18 protein-coding genes are annotated in these 17,307 nt (G+C 37.1%); 15 read left to right on the forward strand and 3 right to left on the reverse strand.

Annotated features, from left to right (window positions below; translation table 11 throughout):
- Nucleotides 1–16: 16 nt before the first annotated feature.
- The 3 genes from J2Y03_RS13840 to J2Y03_RS13850 all read left to right on the forward strand — a co-directional run bounded on the left by J2Y03_RS13840 (nt 17) and on the right by J2Y03_RS13850 (nt 4,085).
- Nucleotides 17–949, forward strand: coding sequence for a diacylglycerol/lipid kinase family protein (locus tag J2Y03_RS13840; protein ID WP_310195069.1), 933 nt, complete (start codon nt 17–19; stop codon nt 947–949).
- 37 nt (nt 950–986) lie between these two features.
- On the forward strand, nt 987–3,134 hold the full coding sequence (gene pulA, locus J2Y03_RS13845; protein WP_310195070.1) for a type I pullulanase: 2,148 nt from the start codon (nt 987–989) through the stop codon (nt 3,132–3,134).
- Between the two features lie 177 nt (nt 3,135–3,311).
- Nucleotides 3,312–4,085, forward strand: a complete 774-nt coding sequence (locus J2Y03_RS13850) for a phosphotransferase family protein (protein ID WP_310195073.1) — start codon at nt 3,312–3,314, stop codon at nt 4,083–4,085.
- A 1-nt stretch (nt 4,086) separates the two neighbouring features.
- On the opposite strand, the gene J2Y03_RS13855 is transcribed toward J2Y03_RS13850, so the two are convergent.
- Nucleotides 4,087–4,365 carry a YtzH-like family protein gene (locus tag J2Y03_RS13855; protein WP_132093300.1) on the reverse strand — a complete coding sequence of 93 codons (279 nt, stop codon included), beginning with the start codon at nt 4,363–4,365 and terminating at the stop codon, nt 4,087–4,089.
- Nucleotides 4,366–4,498: 133 nt separating this feature from the next.
- On the opposite strand from J2Y03_RS13855, the gene trmB reads away from it, so the two are divergent.
- Nucleotides 4,499–5,140, forward strand: a complete 642-nt coding sequence (gene trmB / locus J2Y03_RS13860; protein WP_310195075.1) for a tRNA (guanosine(46)-N7)-methyltransferase TrmB — start codon at nt 4,499–4,501, stop codon at nt 5,138–5,140.
- Nucleotides 5,141–5,219: 79 nt separating this feature from the next.
- Entirely contained in the window at nt 5,220–6,059 is an 840-nt protein-coding gene (locus J2Y03_RS13865; RefSeq protein ID WP_310195508.1) for a YtnP family quorum-quenching lactonase, read from the forward strand.
- A 53-nt stretch (nt 6,060–6,112) separates the two neighbouring features.
- Here the strand turns inward: J2Y03_RS13865 and J2Y03_RS13870 are convergent, their stop codons facing one another.
- Nucleotides 6,113–6,439 (reverse strand): PepSY domain-containing protein, encoded by a 327-nt coding sequence (locus J2Y03_RS13870; RefSeq protein WP_132093291.1) that lies wholly within the window; start codon nt 6,437–6,439, stop codon nt 6,113–6,115.
- 166 nt (nt 6,440–6,605) lie between these two features.
- On the opposite strand from J2Y03_RS13870, the gene J2Y03_RS13875 reads away from it, so the two are divergent.
- The 7 genes from J2Y03_RS13875 (at nt 6,606) to murC (ending at nt 14,223) form a co-directional block, all read left to right on the forward strand.
- The gene (locus J2Y03_RS13875; RefSeq protein WP_132093288.1) at nt 6,606–7,679 is read left to right on the forward strand and encodes a M42 family metallopeptidase; all 1,074 of its coding nucleotides are present in this window, start codon (nt 6,606–6,608) and stop codon (nt 7,677–7,679) included.
- A gap of 60 nt (nt 7,680–7,739) precedes the next feature.
- Nucleotides 7,740–8,258 (forward strand): DUF84 family protein, encoded by a 519-nt coding sequence (locus tag J2Y03_RS13880; RefSeq protein ID WP_132093285.1) that lies wholly within the window; start codon nt 7,740–7,742, stop codon nt 8,256–8,258.
- Nucleotides 8,259–8,386: 128 nt separating this feature from the next.
- A complete protein-coding gene (locus J2Y03_RS13885) occupies nt 8,387–8,899 on the forward strand; it encodes a hypothetical protein (RefSeq protein WP_132093282.1) in 513 nt (170 codons plus the stop codon).
- Between the two features lie 32 nt (nt 8,900–8,931).
- Nucleotides 8,932–9,246 (forward strand): thioredoxin family protein, encoded by a 315-nt coding sequence (locus J2Y03_RS13890; protein ID WP_132093279.1) that lies wholly within the window; start codon nt 8,932–8,934, stop codon nt 9,244–9,246.
- A gap of 78 nt (nt 9,247–9,324) precedes the next feature.
- Nucleotides 9,325–10,143, forward strand: coding sequence for a DUF1444 domain-containing protein (locus J2Y03_RS13895; protein ID WP_165903143.1), 819 nt, complete (start codon nt 9,325–9,327; stop codon nt 10,141–10,143).
- Between the two features lie 135 nt (nt 10,144–10,278).
- Nucleotides 10,279–12,702 (forward strand): DNA translocase FtsK, encoded by a 2,424-nt coding sequence (locus J2Y03_RS13900; protein WP_310195082.1) that lies wholly within the window; start codon nt 10,279–10,281, stop codon nt 12,700–12,702.
- A gap of 219 nt (nt 12,703–12,921) precedes the next feature.
- The gene (gene murC / locus J2Y03_RS13905) at nt 12,922–14,223 is read left to right on the forward strand and encodes a UDP-N-acetylmuramate--L-alanine ligase (RefSeq protein WP_310195085.1); all 1,302 of its coding nucleotides are present in this window, start codon (nt 12,922–12,924) and stop codon (nt 14,221–14,223) included.
- A gap of 283 nt (nt 14,224–14,506) precedes the next feature.
- Here murC and J2Y03_RS13910 read toward each other — a convergent pair whose 3' ends face one another.
- Nucleotides 14,507–15,622, reverse strand: a complete 1,116-nt coding sequence (locus J2Y03_RS13910) for an aminopeptidase (RefSeq protein WP_310195088.1) — start codon at nt 15,620–15,622, stop codon at nt 14,507–14,509.
- Between the two features lie 216 nt (nt 15,623–15,838).
- On the opposite strand from J2Y03_RS13910, the gene J2Y03_RS13915 reads away from it, so the two are divergent.
- The 3 genes from J2Y03_RS13915 (at nt 15,839) to ytxJ (ending at nt 17,103) form a co-directional block, all read left to right on the forward strand.
- Entirely contained in the window at nt 15,839–16,300 is a 462-nt protein-coding gene (locus J2Y03_RS13915; RefSeq protein WP_132093267.1) for a DUF948 domain-containing protein, read from the forward strand.
- Between the two features lie 27 nt (nt 16,301–16,327).
- Nucleotides 16,328–16,696 (forward strand): YtxH domain-containing protein, encoded by a 369-nt coding sequence (locus tag J2Y03_RS13920; protein WP_396954211.1) that lies wholly within the window; start codon nt 16,328–16,330, stop codon nt 16,694–16,696.
- A gap of 74 nt (nt 16,697–16,770) precedes the next feature.
- Nucleotides 16,771–17,103, forward strand: a complete 333-nt coding sequence (gene ytxJ, locus J2Y03_RS13925) for a bacillithiol system redox-active protein YtxJ (protein ID WP_132093264.1) — start codon at nt 16,771–16,773, stop codon at nt 17,101–17,103.
- Nucleotides 17,104–17,307 lie beyond the last annotated feature (204 nt).

Raw genomic sequence — 17,307 nt, forward strand, 5'->3', positions numbered from 1 at the left:
GTTAAAGGTTGGTTGTATGAAACAAATTTATTTTATTATCAATCCAAAAGCTAGAAATGGATACTGTTTAAATGTCTGGAAAAAAGTCGAATCAAAACTAATAGATGACAATATCCCTTACCTGGCTTTCTTTTCTGAATACCATGGTCATGCAATCAAACTAGCTGCACAAATTGCCAAAAGTAATAATGAGCAAAAAGTCATTATTGCCGTTGGCGGCGACGGAACCATTAACGAAGTAATGAATGGAATTGTAAAATATAACAATATTACTCTTGGATTTGTGCCTGGTGGTTCAGGTAATGATTTTTCACGAGGCTTTCACATCCCCACAAATCCAGAAGAAGCTATAGAGGTTATTCTTCGTCATATGGAAATAGATGCACCTTTAATGGATATTGGTAAGGTTACCATGAAGGATGATTCGGAGCATTATTTTATTAATAATATGGGTGCAGGATTTGATGCTTTAGTCTCCTATGAAGTGAACCGTTCAAAAATGAAAGCTTGGCTAAATAAACTATCTTTAGGCCGGCTGGTTTATGTGTATTTTTTACTAAAAAAGCTTTTTTCTTATAAATGCTCAACAATTGATTTATCAATTGACGGGAGCAGGCATATACTTGAACAAACATGGTTTGTAACTGTTTCCAATCAACCCTTTTACGGAGGAGGCATGAAAATTGCTCCGGAGGCAGTGCCAGATGATGGTCTCTTAGATATTACAATCGTTCATAATTTATCAAGATTGAAGCTATTATTGGTTTTTATCAGTGTATTTTGGGGAAAGCATGTCCATTTCAAAGAAGTGAAATCATTCAGGGGAAAAATGGTTACGATTCAATCCTCAGACTCTTTATTTGTCCATGCGGATGGTGAAGATATTGGATTTACTCCCTTAAATATAAATGTTCAAACAAAAACGCTAAAAGTTTTAACGAGGGTGTGAAGTATGCGAGATACTGATTTGAAAGAGAGGAACTCGAATGTACTCCAATGAACGTTGTTTCCTAGCCTATTTAGATGAGATAGATATCATTACGATTCTTCTTCCACTTTCCTATCATCAGGGATTGTCTTCCACATTCTCGATTACAGATGAATCACACAAGCGAAGACCCATTCAAATTATCAAAAAACAACAAATTGAGGATAATAATAAATATATTTGCAGGCTGTCAGAGGAAATTTCTTTTGGTCATCCCTATTGGATTTTAGATGAGCATGGCGGAAAAACCGAACTTCAAATAGGGGCAGTCATTCGGACAAATTCATTTGATGAACGATTTTTCTATGATGGAAACGACCTAGGAGTAAGATCTGAGGATGATCAAACTCAATTTAAAATCTGGGCACCAACTGCAACACAAGTAAAACTAAAATTACGGAATCCAACTAGTACTTTTTCAGAAATTATTAAGATGAGACGTGAAGAAAAGGGTGTATGGTCAACGGTTGTACACTCTGATTTAGAACTTTATCAATACACATTTTTAGTCCTAGTAAATCAGGAATGGCGAGAATCTGTTGATCCTTATACGAGAGCAGTCACTGCGAATGGAGAGCTTGGGGTTATTGTAAAGTTAGAGAAAACACGTAGAGAGAAACTACCGTTACCTCCTTTTGAACATCCGGTCGATGCAATCATTTACGAAACGCATATCAGAGATTTCACCATTCATCCTAGTAGCGGTGTGAAACATAAAGGACTCTATCTTGGTGCCGGTGAGTTAAATACAAAAGGCAAGGACGGTGAACCCACAGGACTCTCCTATGTAAAGGATTTAGGTATCACTCATATTGAGTTCCTGCCTTTCAATGATTTTGCAGGAGTCGATGAATTAGACCCTGCTAAGGAATATAACTGGGGGTATAACCCGATTCACTTCAATGTACCAGAGGGCTCATATTCAACTAATCCTTCCGATCCCTATGCAAGAATTATTGAACTCAAGCAAGTAATCGATTCTATTCATAGTCAAGGAATAAGAGTGATCATGGACGTTGTTTATAATCATGTTTATTTTCGGGAAACTTCTTCCTTTGAAAAAGTAGTGCCGGGTTATTACTTCCGCCATAATGAGCTTGGGTTTCCCTCAAATGGAACGGGAGTCGGAAATGATATTGCCTCTGAAAGGAAAATGGTAAAAAAATTTATCCTAGATTCCATTCGTTTTTGGATGGAGGAATATCATGTTGATGGATTTCGGTTTGATTTGATGGGGATTTTAGATATAGATACCATGATGGAGGTTAGAAAAACCTGTGACAGCATTCAAAAAGGAACTTTAATTATTGGTGAGGGCTGGAATCTGAATACCCCGCTGCCAATAGAGAAGAAGGCAATCCTTCGGAATCAGTCAAAGCTTCCTGATATTGGTCAATTTAATGATAAATTTCGCGATACAATCAAGGGGAATACCTTTAATTTGTATGATAAAGGGTATGTACTTGGAAATGAGCATTACCATGAAAGGGCAATCGAAACCATTGCAGGCAGCATTGGTTTTGATGAGAAAGATAGCGGTCTCTTAAACGAACCTTCACAATCAGTGAATTATGTTGAATGCCATGATAATCACACCATGTGGGATAAACTCGGTTCTTGTCTTCCTGATTTAGATCATCTATTCCATATCAAATATCACCGGCTTGCAACGGGTCTTGTTTTATTATCACAGGGAATACCTTTTCTACACAGCGGACAGGAGTTCTTCCGAACAAAACGAGGCGATGGAAATAGTTATAAATCACCAGATCATATTAACCACCTCGATTGGGACCTGAAGCACCTCTATATAGACAATGTTTATTATGTAAAAGGATTGATTCAAATCCGGAAAGCGTTACCTTGTTTCCGAATGAAAAGTGCTGATGATATTCGAGCTAATACTGATATTTTACCACTGCCAGCGCCACTAATAGGATTGTCCCTTAAGAATCAAGGTAAGGATTTCAGTGAAGTACTATTACTGATTAACCCTCAAAGGACTAAACAAACAATCGAAATTCCTGATGGGAGCTGGACGGTAATCGCCAATGATAAGAAAGCGGAAATTTATTCCAAACAAAGGGTCCAAGGAAATGAAATCGTGCTAGAACCGGTTTGTCTAACTATTTTGGCGAAAAAATAGTTTGTTCAGTTGTACTTGACTACTAAAGGCAATTGGAGATAAAATTTATAAGATGGCTATTGTGTGCTATTATCCAATAGCTTTTTTTATTTTTCAAAATAATATTTTCTACTATAACTACTAAATGGGTGTTTTTTGACCCATTTTTAGAACGGCATACATTGAAGGTGAACAATATTGGAACATATATTAGGACAAGAATGGGAAATTGTCCCTGCGGGGGGTAAAACGGGAGAGGCCTTTTTTGCTTGCTATAAAGATCAAAGGCTTTTTTTAAAACGCAATTCCTCTCCATTTTTAGCAGTTTTATCTGCAGAAGGAATCGTCCCAAAGCTTGTTTGGACAAGACGATTGGAAAATGGAGATGTGATTACAGCACAGCAATGGCTGCCTGGACGTGAATTAAAGCCTTCTGATATGAATCATGAACATGTTGCAAGGATGCTTAGAAAGATTCACCGCTCAGAACCAATGGTAGCTATGTTAAGCAGGCTTGAAATGGAGCCATTACAGCCAGACACCATCTTTCAATCAGTAATAGGAGAATTGGATGAAGAGGTATTATCGTTACCTGTTGTAGAGAAAACATTGAGTTTTCTATTAAACGAGGTAAAAAATGTCTTCTGTAATGAAAAGGTGGTCTGTCATGGTGATGTCAATCATAACAACTGGCTGTTAACAGAAGACAACCAGTTGTATTTAATTGACTGGGATGGTGCGATGATTGCTGACCCGGCAATTGACCTCGGTATGCTGCTTTATTGGTATATCCCTGAAGATAACTGGAATAGTTGGTTAGCCATGTATGGGAAACCATTAACAGACAACTTAAAGCTCAGAATGAGATGGTATGTGGCACTTCAAACCCTATCTTCGATCCAATGGTACAAAAACAAAGATAGGATTCAGGAAATGGACAATTGGATTACATTTTTAAATGATTTTTTGTAATTTAAGAAAACGAGTCGATATTTGATACCCATTGTGACAAATTTCCTTGATTAGAAAGAATGTGTTCATCCAAATCAGCTGTTTGGGCTCCGTGCTGACTGTAATTATAAACCTCCTGCAAAACGCTTTTAACATTTTGATCAATCTGTGTATTAACCATCAGAGATTTCACTAATCGTTCCAATTGTTCACATTCGGAAACAGATCCACAGCAATCGGTTTGATGATTATTTAAAATGTCTTTTAGTAATGAAACTTGGTCCTGATGACTTAATGGCATGTTGGTACACCCTTTCAAGTGAAAATAAAAAAGAATTCACAGTTAGGTTGTGAATTCTTTTTTTGTTTATACATTAATGGGACACCCCATTATTACCAATAATAAAATCAATATAATTTATAGGAGTGGCAAAATGAGACTTAGGAATAAACCTTGGGCGAGGGAATATATAGAGGCACATCCTCAATATATTGTCGCAAACCCGGAAAACTATAAGGGAAAGTGGCATGAAGTTTTTACTAATCAACAGCCTCTTCATATCGAAGTAGGGACTGGTAAGGGACGCTTTATCACTGAAATGGCAAAGGCACACCCTGAGATTAATTATATGGGAATCGAAATTTATGACTCCGTTATTGTTGCGGCGTTAGATCGATTAATTGAAGCAGATTTACCAAACTTAAGGCTTCTCAATGTCGATGCAAGTGATTTAAATAAATATTTTGAGAAAAATGACGTTGACAGGGTTTATTTGAATTTTTCCGATCCTTGGCCAAAGACTCGTCATGAAAAAAGAAGATTGACCTATAAGGATTATTTAAAGCTTTATGAAAACATATTGGTCAATAAAGGAGAGATTCATTTTAAAACGGATAATCAAGGTTTATTTGAATATTCATTAAAGAGTTTTTCTGAATATGGTCTATTATTAACTTTCCTCAGCCTTGATCTTCACAAAAGTGAATATGAAGGAAACATTATGACAGAATATGAGCAAAAGTTCTCTGAAATGGGAAATCGTATTTATCGCTGTGAAGTAAAATATCAAAATTAACATGGAGGGCAGTCTATTTCAAAGACTGCCCTTTTTATATATGGTAAAATTAGAAACAAAAGGACAAAGGGGGCAGGAGATGGAAACGTTAAAAATCGGCAATGTTCAGCTTACTTGGTTGTCTGGTGGTGTAACAAATCTAGATGGTGGAACCATGTTTGGGGTTGTTCCCAAACCATTATGGTCGAGAAGGTATCCACCTAACGAGAATAATCAGATTGAACTTCCAACAGACCCGATCTTGGTTCAAGTTGATGGCAAGAATATATTAATAGAAGCTGGACTTGGCAGGGGAAAATTATCGGAGAAACAGCTTCGTAATTTCGGTGTTACAGCAGAGTCTAACGTAGATGGTTCTTTACATCAACTAGGGTTAGCTCCGGAGGATATTGATTATGTATTAATGACGCATATGCACAATGACCATGCTGGCGGGCTGACGAAGTTGGAGGATGGAGTTTATAAATCGACCTTCCCTAAAGCCAAAATTATTACTTCCGAAATTGAATGGGATGAGATGAGAAATCCGAATATCCGCTCAAAAAGTACATATTGGAAGGAAAATTGGGAAGAAATTGAAACTCAAGTGTTTCCTTTTGAGGAAGAGTGGCGTTTAGGACCCATTCGTATGTTCCATACTGGCGGTCACAGTAATGGACATTCTATATTGATTATTGAGGATGAAGGCGAGATGGCCATCCATATGGCAGACTTAATGCCGACACATGCTCATAAAAATCCATTATGGGTGATGGCTTTTGACGATTACCCAATGGACTCTATTGCTGCAAAGGAAAAATGGGGTGCATATGCTTTGGATAAGAATGTATGGTTTACATTTTATCATGATGCTTTTTACCGAGCGGTTAAATGGGGAGCAGATGGGGAAATTATAGACAGTATAAAGAGGGAAATATAAGGTGAACATATAGAATAAAACAGCCGTTCCCTTAAGGATACGGCTTTTGTCTTTTATAGGGCTGGATTTGTTGAAGATTTTACGTCTAAAAGGGTGCCGGTCGAAGCGTCTGCAATAAATTCAAATTGCTCATTAACTCCCTTATTGCTCTTTGAGATGCCACCCTTATAAACCTGATACTTGATTTGATGCTTTTCAAAAGGCTCAGTGACCATATGTATCCAAGAGCCGCTAATGGGTCCATTTTGGTTAAATTGTTTTTTTACGTTCTCCAATACTTTTTCAGGTGAAACATATGTTTTTTGTGAAATGATTTCCTTAACGGCATAGCCGCTAATGACTCCGACCGCGGCCCCAAGGATAAATGATTTCCAGTTCATAAGGCACCTCCAAAAAAAATTTGCTCTTATTTCCAGTATATCTCATTTAGAAAGAAGAACATAATAAATCCTTCAGACAAATTAATTGTTGGTATGCGATGCAAAATTTCAGTAATATAAAAATATACATATACACATATATACATAGTTGAGGGGGATATATACATTGAATGAACAAACATTGAATCTTTTTAAAACGTTAACAGAGCTGCCAGGAGCATCCGGCAATGAGCATTTAGTTAGAAATTTCATGAGAGAACAGTTAACACAATACGCAGATGAAATTGTCCAAGATAAATTAGGTAGTATTTTTGGTGTCAAAAAAGGCAATCAAAATGGACCAACAATCATGGTTGCAGGCCACATGGATGAAGTAGGATTCATGGTTACGCAGATTACGGATAATGGGATGTTAAGGTTCCAACCGCTTGGAGGCTGGTGGAGCCAGGTCTTATTAGCTCAGCGTGTTCAGGTAATGACGAATAATGGACCTGTAATTGGAGTCATAGGATCGATTCCACCTCATTTATTAGATGAATCGAAGAAAAGCAAACCGATGGATATCAAAAATATGCTGATTGATATCGGTGCGGATGATCGTGCAGATGCGGAAGCAATCGGAATTAGACCTGGCCAATCAATCCTGCCAATTTGTCCGTTTACACCAATGGCGAATGCAAAGAAAATTCTTGCAAAAGCATGGGATAATCGATACGGCTGTGGTCTTGCCATTGAACTGCTGCAAGAAGTAAAAGATGAAACCTTACCGAACATTTTATTCTCTGGGGCAACGGTTCAGGAGGAAGTGGGTCTCCGTGGTGCACAAACGGCAGCTAATATGATTAATCCTGATATCTTTTTTGCACTCGACGCGAGCCCTGCGAACGATATGTCAGGAAGTAAATCAGAATTTGGTCAGTTAGGTAAGGGAGCATTACTCCGTATTCTGGACAAATCAATGGTGACGCACCGTGGAATGAGAGAGTTCATTCTTGATACAGCAGAAACAAACAATATTCCCTACCAATACTTTGTCTCACAAGGTGGAACCGACGCAGGACGCGTTCACCAATCCAACGAAGGTGTTCCAAGTGGTGTAATTGGTATTTGTTCACGCTACATTCATACACATGCTTCTATGATTCATATTGATGACTATGCTGCTGCGAAGGAATTAATTGTTAAGCTTGTAAAGGCTTGTGACCAAACAACAGTAGATACAATTAAGGCGAACAGTTAATATTTTTCAGGAGGAGGCATTGATTATGCCTTCTTTTTATGTGCAAAAGGAGACGGAAATATGAAAATAATTATTGGATCAAATAATCCTGCAAAAATTGCGGCAGTCAAAAATGCTTTTCATTATCAGCAAACGGCGTTTCTTTCGTTAGATATCCCCTCAGGAGTAAGTGAACAGCCATTTTCAGACGAAGAGACCATAAAGGGAGCAATCAATCGGGCAGTTGGTGCATTGAAAATGGGGAATGGAGATATTGGAATCGGACTGGAAGGTGGGGTGCAAGAATCCGCTCACGGTTTATTATTATGTAATTGGGGTGCACTAGCGTCGAAAAATATGGAGCCGATTATTGCCGGTGGAGCAAGGTTTCCCCTTCCTTATGAGATTGCAGACAGATTAAGAGCAGGAGAAGAACTTGGACCGGTTATGGATGACTATGCTAAAAAGGAAAATGTGCGTAAAAATCAAGGGGCTGTTGGAATCTTTACCAATGGGCTAATTAATCGGTCAGAGATGTTTTCACATATAATAAATCTCTTAGTGGGACAATTTTACTATCAGAAAACCTTGAAGAAATAGAAGATTCGTCAATATTAGTGAGGTTCTTCCTGTTTTGTCGCTAATTATCGACAAATAACTTGTCTTTCCTACATTATGGAATGTATGATATAGATAGGACATTAGTCGTATTTAGGAGGCGAAGAAAGATGAAGTTCTTTAAAGCCATTTTAATCATATTTATAGCTGTTTTCTTACTTAGTGCCTGTGGAAAATCAAATTTTAAAGTAGAAAGTAAAGAAACGATTAAAGCAGTAAAAGATGCACTTAATGAAAAGGGAAAAAAAGCAAATAAAAAAAGTGGAGATATTAACTTTTATTTGCCCTTTGGTTACGAAATTGAAGATGAATCTCCGAATAATATACTTTTAAAAAATGGATCAAAAAAATATATTCTTTTTAATAATCCCCAAGAAAATAAAGTTAGTGATGTAGTTTATCAATCAACAGTTGCACAAAATAAAGACCTTGAGATTAATGAGCAATTTAAGAAAAGCGACCAGTTTGGATATTTAATCATCAAACAACTAGAAGAAGATATGAACGAAATGACCATTGGTATTGGTGGAACAAAAATTACTACCCTGATTAAAACAAGCAGCTTGAAAAATGAAGCAGCAACAATGACCCAAATCGTTAAATCAGTAGTAAATGGAAAATAACGAGAATTTTTTTAAATAGGAGCTGTTATAGTATGAATAATTTAGCGTCAATGGAACAATTTGAACACCTCCGTGATGGAGGAAAAACGATATTTATGTTCTCAGCAAACTGGTGTTCAGATTGTCGATTTATCGAACCTTTTCTACCAGAAATTGAAACAAAGTTCAGTGACTTTACTTTTATTCACGTTGATAGGGATCAGTTTATTGACTTATGCCAACAGTTAGACGTTTACGGCATCCCCAGCTTTATCGCATTTGAAAATGGAAAAGAGCTTGGCCGTTTTGTAAGTAAAGATCGGAAAACCCAAGAGGAAATAGAAGAATTTATTACTAATCTGAAATAATTCAGGTTTACCCCTCCATCTTTTTTTGAGATGGAGGTTTTTTCATGTACAATGGAGGAGTGTTATGGAGGGATTAAAATGAAAATGGATAGCATAAAAATGAAAAGAGAATTAGAATCACGTCTAGCTAGTGATGATCGGCTAATCACATATGATCGCGAAAAGGATCAACTGCGGATTGAGAATAAAACGATTGGAAAAGGAATCACCATCTCACTAGGCGGAATTGTTGCAAAGTGGCATTCAGAGAAAGAAAAGGCCATTGATGAAGTGGTTTATTATGTAGAAGAAGGTCTAAGGGCCATGACGGACACAGTCCAGTTAACAGACCATGAGAAAAAGATTTTTCCAGTTATTCGCTCCACATCTTTTCCACTTGAAGCCGAAGAAGGTATAGCTTTTTTAACGGATGAGCACACCGCAGAAACTAAAATATATTACGCTTATGATATGGGGACAACTTACCGTTTAATTGATTCACGAATCATGGAAAAGGAAGGTTGGCAGGCTAGCCGGATTAAAGAAATTGCCTTATTTAATGTCAGGTCCTTGAAGACAACATTGAAAGAGGACCAAGTAGCAGGAAATACATTTTACTTTCTAAATTCAAATGATGGGTATGACGCGAGTAGAATATTAAATAAAGGTTTTTTAAATGATATGAAGAAAAAAATCATGGGGACTATGGTCCTTGCTGTTCCGCATCAAGACGTATTAATTATTGCCGATATTCAAAACACCTCGGGTTATGATATATTAGCACAAATGGCAATGAGTTTCTTTGCGAGTGGACGCGTTCCAATAACGGCATTATCTTTCTTGTATGAGGATGGAGAACTAGAACCGATTTTTATCTTAGGGAAGACACGAAATACGGATGGAAAAGGATCACGGTAAGTGGTCTTTTTTGATTGCTTTTTTAGTAATGATTTCCAATCGTAGAATATATCGGCTTATTCTATGATTTTTTGTCGAAAATTTACTAATACCTGTTAAAATAGAGTGATAGAAATAGTAGAAAGAGTGATAGTTTTGAGCTGGATCCAAAACTTTTTTCAAAAGTTTATAAAGGACAATGATAATGAATATGATGAATATGACATACATAACAAGCAACAGATTCGGTCATTGCCACATAAGATAATAGAGGGGAGTCATCATCTAAATACAAAAATTTCTTATCAATATCCTAAAGGAAACCTGAAACTCCAATTGAAATCTGAGACTCCTTTAGAAAAGTCTGAAAAAGCAAATCGTCGAAAAATGCAAGAGCAAGCTCCTGAAATGAAACGTTCTGAGTCGAAGAGTTTGCCTGAAAATAAAAAAATTCTACCTCCGGTTCAGAAAAAACCGTTCCAGCTGACAGAAATTCCTTCACCTATATTTGGGTTTAACAGACCTTCTACGACAAAAGAGAAAAAAGTTGTTGAGCATGAGTTAAGCCATTTCTTTGATGATGAAATAGAATATCAATTGGGTTCAGATAACCATTCAGTAGAGCCAGAGTCTAATACTGAAACGGAAATAGCTGCTTCTGAGACAGCAGTTGGGCTATCTGAAGTGATTGAGACTGTTATAGATTCACCAGTAAATGAGACGAAGGTTGAAGAAAAGACTATAGAATCTAAAAATCTAAACATCCCAAAACGCTCGCCTCTTCCATTCAATGTCATGATGTTAAAACAGGATAGGTTAAAATGGGAAGAACGCAAAAGAACAAGAACAGTACCTGCCGAAGAATTACAACATGAAACAATAACGAAAGAAAATTTAGAGGTAAAACTCGATTCAGAGGATTTGGTAACAAAAGTAGAAGTCCAAGCAGGTAAATTAAACGATGTTGCTCTGATGGATAAACCGAAAGAAATTCAAAGTGAAATTACGGCTCTTGTGGATAAACCGAAAGAGTTGCAAAGAGAAATTACAGCTCCTGTGGATAAACCAAATGAGATTCAACAGGAAACCAATGTTTCAGCAGTTCATAAAGAAGAAATGCTAGTAGAGGAAACACCTATAGAACTAGGGTCAAATGTATACGAGTTTCCTAAAATGAACTTGTTAAACCCGCCGGTTTTGGTAGAAGACGATACGGCATGGCTGTTATATCAAGAAGAACTTTTAAACCAAACCTTACAAAACTTTAATGTCGGTGCAAGTGTTGTCAATGTCACACAAGGTCCAGCCGTTACGCGGTTTGAAGTCCAACCCGAGCCAGGGGTAAAGGTAAATAAGATTACAAATTTAAGTGATGATATTAAGTTAAGCCTCGCAGCCAAAGATATTCGAATTGAAGCACCGATTCCTGGTAAACATACGATTGGAATTGAGGTACCAAACCAAAAATCACGACCTGTGTTCATCAATGAGATTATTCAAAGTCCAGTTTTTCTAGAGTCTGAATCGCCATTAACTGCTATATTAGGTCTAGATATTTCTGGAAAACCGATTGTAACAGATCTAAATAAAATGCCCCATGGGTTAATTGCTGGGGCAACAGGTTCAGGAAAGAGTGTATGTATTAACACAATTTTAGTGAGTTTATTATTTAAAGCTAGTCCAGATGATTTAAAGCTGCTATTGATTGATCCTAAAATGGTAGAGTTGGCTCCCTATAATCGAATTCCACATTTAGTTAGTCCTGTTATTACAGATGTAAAAGCAGCAACGGCAGCCTTAAAATGGGCGGTAGACGAAATGGAAAGACGCTATGAGCTATTTGCGCATACAGGAGTGCGCGACATAAAAAAATTTAATGAACTTGCGATGAAGCATAAACAATACTCTGATAAACTTCCGTTTATTGTGATTATCATTGATGAATTAGCAGATTTAATGATGATGTCACCTGCAGATGTGGAAGAAGCTATATCTAGAATCGCTCAAAAAGCAAGAGCGTGTGGTATTCATTTAATTGTAGCCACGCAAAGACCATCGGTGGATGTCATAACTGGTTTAATTAAAGCAAACATCCCAACACGGATTGCCTTTTCTGTTTCTTCACAGGTGGATTCTCGGACTATCATCGATATAAGTGGTGCCGAGAAACTACTTGGTCGAGGTGATATGCTCTTTTTAGAAAATGGCTCTTCAAAACCTGTACGTCTCCAAGGAACCTATGTGTCAGATGAGGAAATAGACCTTGTTGTTGGACACGTCAGAGAGCAGAGAGAGCCTGATTATTTATTTGTACAAGAGGAACTATTAAAAAAGGCACAGATAACAGAGGACGAAGACGAGCTCTTTTATGAATCTTGTGAATTTATTATTGAACAGGGTTTGGCGTCAACCTCAAGCTTACAAAGGAGATTTAAAATCGGCTATAACCGTGCAGCAAGACTAATGGATATGCTAGAATCCAATGGTTATATTACAAGTGCTAACGGCAGTAAGCCGCGAGAAGTATTGATTACAGAGTCAGACTTAGAGTCACTGCATGATACCGGCACAATAAATTAATCTTCGTATTTTTTGATAACAAGAACAAAAAATAAAAAGTGAAGAGGTATCAAATAGTTTTTATTGATAAACAATGTTATAATACTTAAATGTGATTATCGTATTGATTTTTGTCCGTTAGCAAGTTAAAGCGCCAAGGCGTTTAGTATTAAAAATTAGCATTTCAAGATAGATGTCATATACTGTTTTACAGATAGACGTTGGTTGGAGGTTCTTTATATGACTATTTACCATTTTGTGGGTATAAAGGGGTCAGGAATGAGTGCATTAGCACAAGTTCTCTATGATTTGAATTTCGATGTACAAGGCTCCGATGTCGAAAAGCGCTTTTTTACTCAACTAGCCCTTGAACAATCAGGAATAAAGATTCTCCCCTTTCAAAAGGAAAATATTAAACCGGGGATGACTATTATTGCTGGTAATGCATTTCCTGATACACATGAGGAAATTCAAGAGGCTATGAAGCTCGGGTTACCGATTATTCGTTATCACCGTTTTTTAGGCGATTTTATGCAAAACTTTACGAGTGTGGCTATAACTGGTGCACACGGTAAAACGTCTACAACGGGACTGCTTGCCCATGTCATTAAAGGTGCAAAGCCAACTTCGTTTTTAATTGGTGATGGTACGGGTAAAGGCGAAGATGGCTCAAAATATTTTGTTTTCGAAGCATGTGAATACAGAAGACACTTTTTGTCCTATTTCCCTGATTATGCGATCATGACAAACATTGATTTCGATCACCCTGATTATTTTGCCAATATTGACGATGTTTTCTCTGCATTTCAAGAAATGGCCGTTCAAGTGAAGAAGGGGATATTCGCATACGGGGATGATGATCAGCTTCAAAAAATTCAAGCAAAAGTTCCAGTTTTATTTTATGGCTTTGATGAGGAAAATGATTACCAAGCCAAAAATCTTGTGAAAACTACTAGTGGAACGACCTTTGATGTATTTATTCGTAATACATTCTATGATACATTTACAATCCCTACTTTTGGCGAGCATAGTGTTTTAAATGCACTAGCTGTCATTGGTGTCTGTCACTATGAAGAAATTGATGTTTCAATTGTAAAGGAACAATTGATCACCTTCGAAGGTGTGAAAAGAAGATTTACCGAAAAAAGAATTGGGTCACAAATTTTGATTGATGATTATGCCCATCATCCAACAGAAATTAAAGCTACCATAGATGCAGCCAATCAAAAATACCCAGATCGGGAAATCGTAGCCGTATTTCAACCACATACCTTTTCGAGAACGCAAGCTTTTCTCGAGGATTTTGCGAAAAGCTTAAGACTTGCCGATAAGACGTATTTATGTGAAATTTTCGGCTCTGCCCGTGAAAACCATGGAAAACTGACAATAAACGACCTGCAAACAAAAATTGAAGGTGCTGAAATTTTGTCAGAAGAAAATACTTCTGTTCTAGAGAAACATCAAAATAGTGTGATCATATTTATGGGTGCAGGAGATATTCAAAAATTCCAAGAATCCTATGAAAACCAGTTAACTCTATAACAAGATGAAAGGCGTGAATTCTAATGGGAATTCACGCCTTGATTTTTTTAAATAAAGGAACTGGCCATCGAGGATGAAGACCAAAGCTTGCTTTAATTACATAAGAACAGGTCATCATAACGCGGCTGAAGACCAAAACTTAATTAATTGCATGAGAACAGGTCATCATAACGTGGATGAAGACCAAAGCTTACTTTAATTTCACGAGAACAGGTCATCATAACGTGGATGAAGACCAAAGCTTACTTTAATTGCATGAGAACAGGTCATCACTAGCTGCCCATTATTTTAGGTTTTCAGGATTTAATCCTTCTAGCTCAGGAATAACGAAAAGACCGTCTTTCCGAATTAACACATCATCGAAATAGATTTCTCCGCCGCCGTATTCTGGACGCTGAATGTTCACCATATCCCAGTGAATATTTGAATTGTTTCCGTTAAAGGCCTCGTCATAACATTGACCTGGTGTAAAGTGGAAGCTACCGGCGATTTTTTCATCAAATAAAATATCCTGCATTGGGTTTAAGATGTATGGATTAACGCCGATGGCAAACTCTCCAACATAACGTGCCCCTTCATCCGTATCAAATATTTTATTGATGCGCTCAGTATCATTTGCAACAGCCTCAATGATTTTGCCATCCTTAAAGGTCAGTTTTACATTTTCAAACGTAAACCCTTGGTATGGGGATGGGGTGTTATAGGTAATGACACCATTTACGGAATCACGTACTGGAGCAGTATAAACCTCTCCATCAGGAATATTTGCGAGACCAGCACACTTAATAGCAGGGATATCCTTAATTGAGAAGCTAAGGTCCGTTCCAGGGCCTGTGAGACGAACTTTGTCTGTACGGTTCATCAATTCGGTAAGGCTGACCATTGCTTTATCCATCTTTCCATAATCTAAATTACAAACATCAAAATAGAAGTCCTCAAAAGCCTCAGTACTCATTTTTGCTAACTGTGCCATGTTGGAGGTAGGGTAGCGAAGGACGACCCATTTGGTTTTCGGAACACGAATATCCCGATGGACCTTTTTACCAATCGTGCTTCCGTGAATCTTTACCTTTTCGTCTGGCACATCCGCTTGTTCGTTAATGTTATCACCAGAACGAAGACCTATGTATGCATCCATATTGCTCATCACATTTGCTTCAAAATCAGCTATCATGTTGAATTGTTCTTCTTGTGCGCCAAGTAGTAGAGCTCGATCTACTTGTTGATCCTTTAGAAGAACAAATGGATATCCGCCAGCAAGATAGGCTTCCTTCACCAATGCTGTAACTAACTCACGCTGCAGGCCAAAGTTTTCGATTAAGACTTTTTCGCCCTTTTGTAAGTCTACAGAGTAAGTAATTAAATTCTTCGCTAGTTTCTCAATACGTGGGTCTTTCATATTATCACGACTCCTACAAAAAAATGTAAATATACATCTTCTATTGTAACTGATTCCTTTACAAAGTGATAAATATTCAACTTTAGTGTAAAAACCATTGTAAACCTTTGCAGGAAAATGAGACAATCATCTTGAAGTAGTATATGATGCCTATTTACGTTTAACGAATGATTTGATAGGTAATACATAAAGGTATAAAAGCGGAGGTAAATAAGAATGGAAATTATTTTATACTTAAGTGTCGCGTTGATCGCGATTGCGTTTTTAGTGCTTGTGATTTATTTAGCAAAAACACTAAACTCTCTCCAAGAGACCCTTTCAAGTGTTGCGAAAACACTAACTGGATTAGAAAAACAGCTGGACGGAGTCACACAAGAAACAACCGAACTTTTACAGAAAACAAATGCACTTGCGGATGATATTCAGGAGAAATCACAGAATTTAAATAGTGTTGTCACTGCCGTAAAAGATGTTGGAGCAACAGTAAATAAATTCAATGGTTCTTTAAAAAAATTAACAGATTCATTTGAAATTCAAGTAGAAGAAAACAAAGAAAAGGTTTCCCAAATCGTGCAATGGAGTAACGTTTTCCTTGAACTAAAAGATAAATGGAATGCCAAAAAGGAAGCAAAACAAGTGAGTAATGCCGAGGAAATGAAAAGAATGAGATCAAGATAGTTTATTTATAAAAGGGAGGAATTCATTATGGGTAAGGATTACGAAATGCGAGAAACAAACCAAAACAAAAGGGAAGACTCATCGAGCAGTTTTTTACTTGGAGCACTAATCGGCGGATTAGTCGGTGCCGCTGCAGCAATCTTCTTAGCCCCGAAATCAGGGAAGGATCTCCGTAGCACACTTAACAATCAAGCTGGCACACTAAAAGAAAAAACGGTTCAACTAATCAATAAAACAAAGCCATCCGATGATATAGTGGAAGATGATTATTATATTCCCATCGGTGAAGCGCCTAAAGCTAGCCGAGAAGGTTCTGTAGATGAATTAGCGATAAGAAAAAAATTAGAAGAAGCAAAAAAAGCATTTGAAGAGGAAGAATACAAGGTAACACATTAAGAAATCTAAATATTTGTAACCAAAATGGTGGAGTGATAGAATGACTTCACCGTTTATTTTTTGGAGGGAAGAAAATGTTAAAAAAACTTGATACATTCGAACAATTTGAAGATGTACTAAAACAAGAAGACCAATTTTTCCTTTTAAAGCATAGCTTAACATGTCCTATTAGTGATGCGGCTTATAAGGAGTATCAAAAATACGCAGGGGAAGATCAAAGTGTACCCACCTATTATTTAGCTGTTCAAGACGCACGTCCCTTATCAAATGAGATTGCCGAGAAATTTGAAATTAAACACGAATCACCTCAAGTACTTCTTTTTAATAAGGGTGAGGCTATCTGGAATGCTTCACACTGGAAAATTACCAATCGTTCCTTGAAAACGGCAAAAGGTGAAAATTTATAGGCAACATTTTAACATCACTGCATAGAATGACTTAGTATAATACATTTCACTTTAGCGCTTAAAAGCGTTTAACCATTAAAGGAAAAAGCGTGACAACTATGTTCTTTTCAGATATAATAAGCCTAATTATTAAATTGTCAAAAAATTTACTATTAAGGGAGCTAGCTGGCAGAATACAGTATCATTTAATGATGAATCTGTCAT

Source organism: Neobacillus niacini (assembly GCF_031457145.1).
Taxonomy (GTDB): Bacteria; Bacillota; Bacilli; order Bacillales; family Cytobacillaceae; genus Neobacillus; species Neobacillus niacini_J.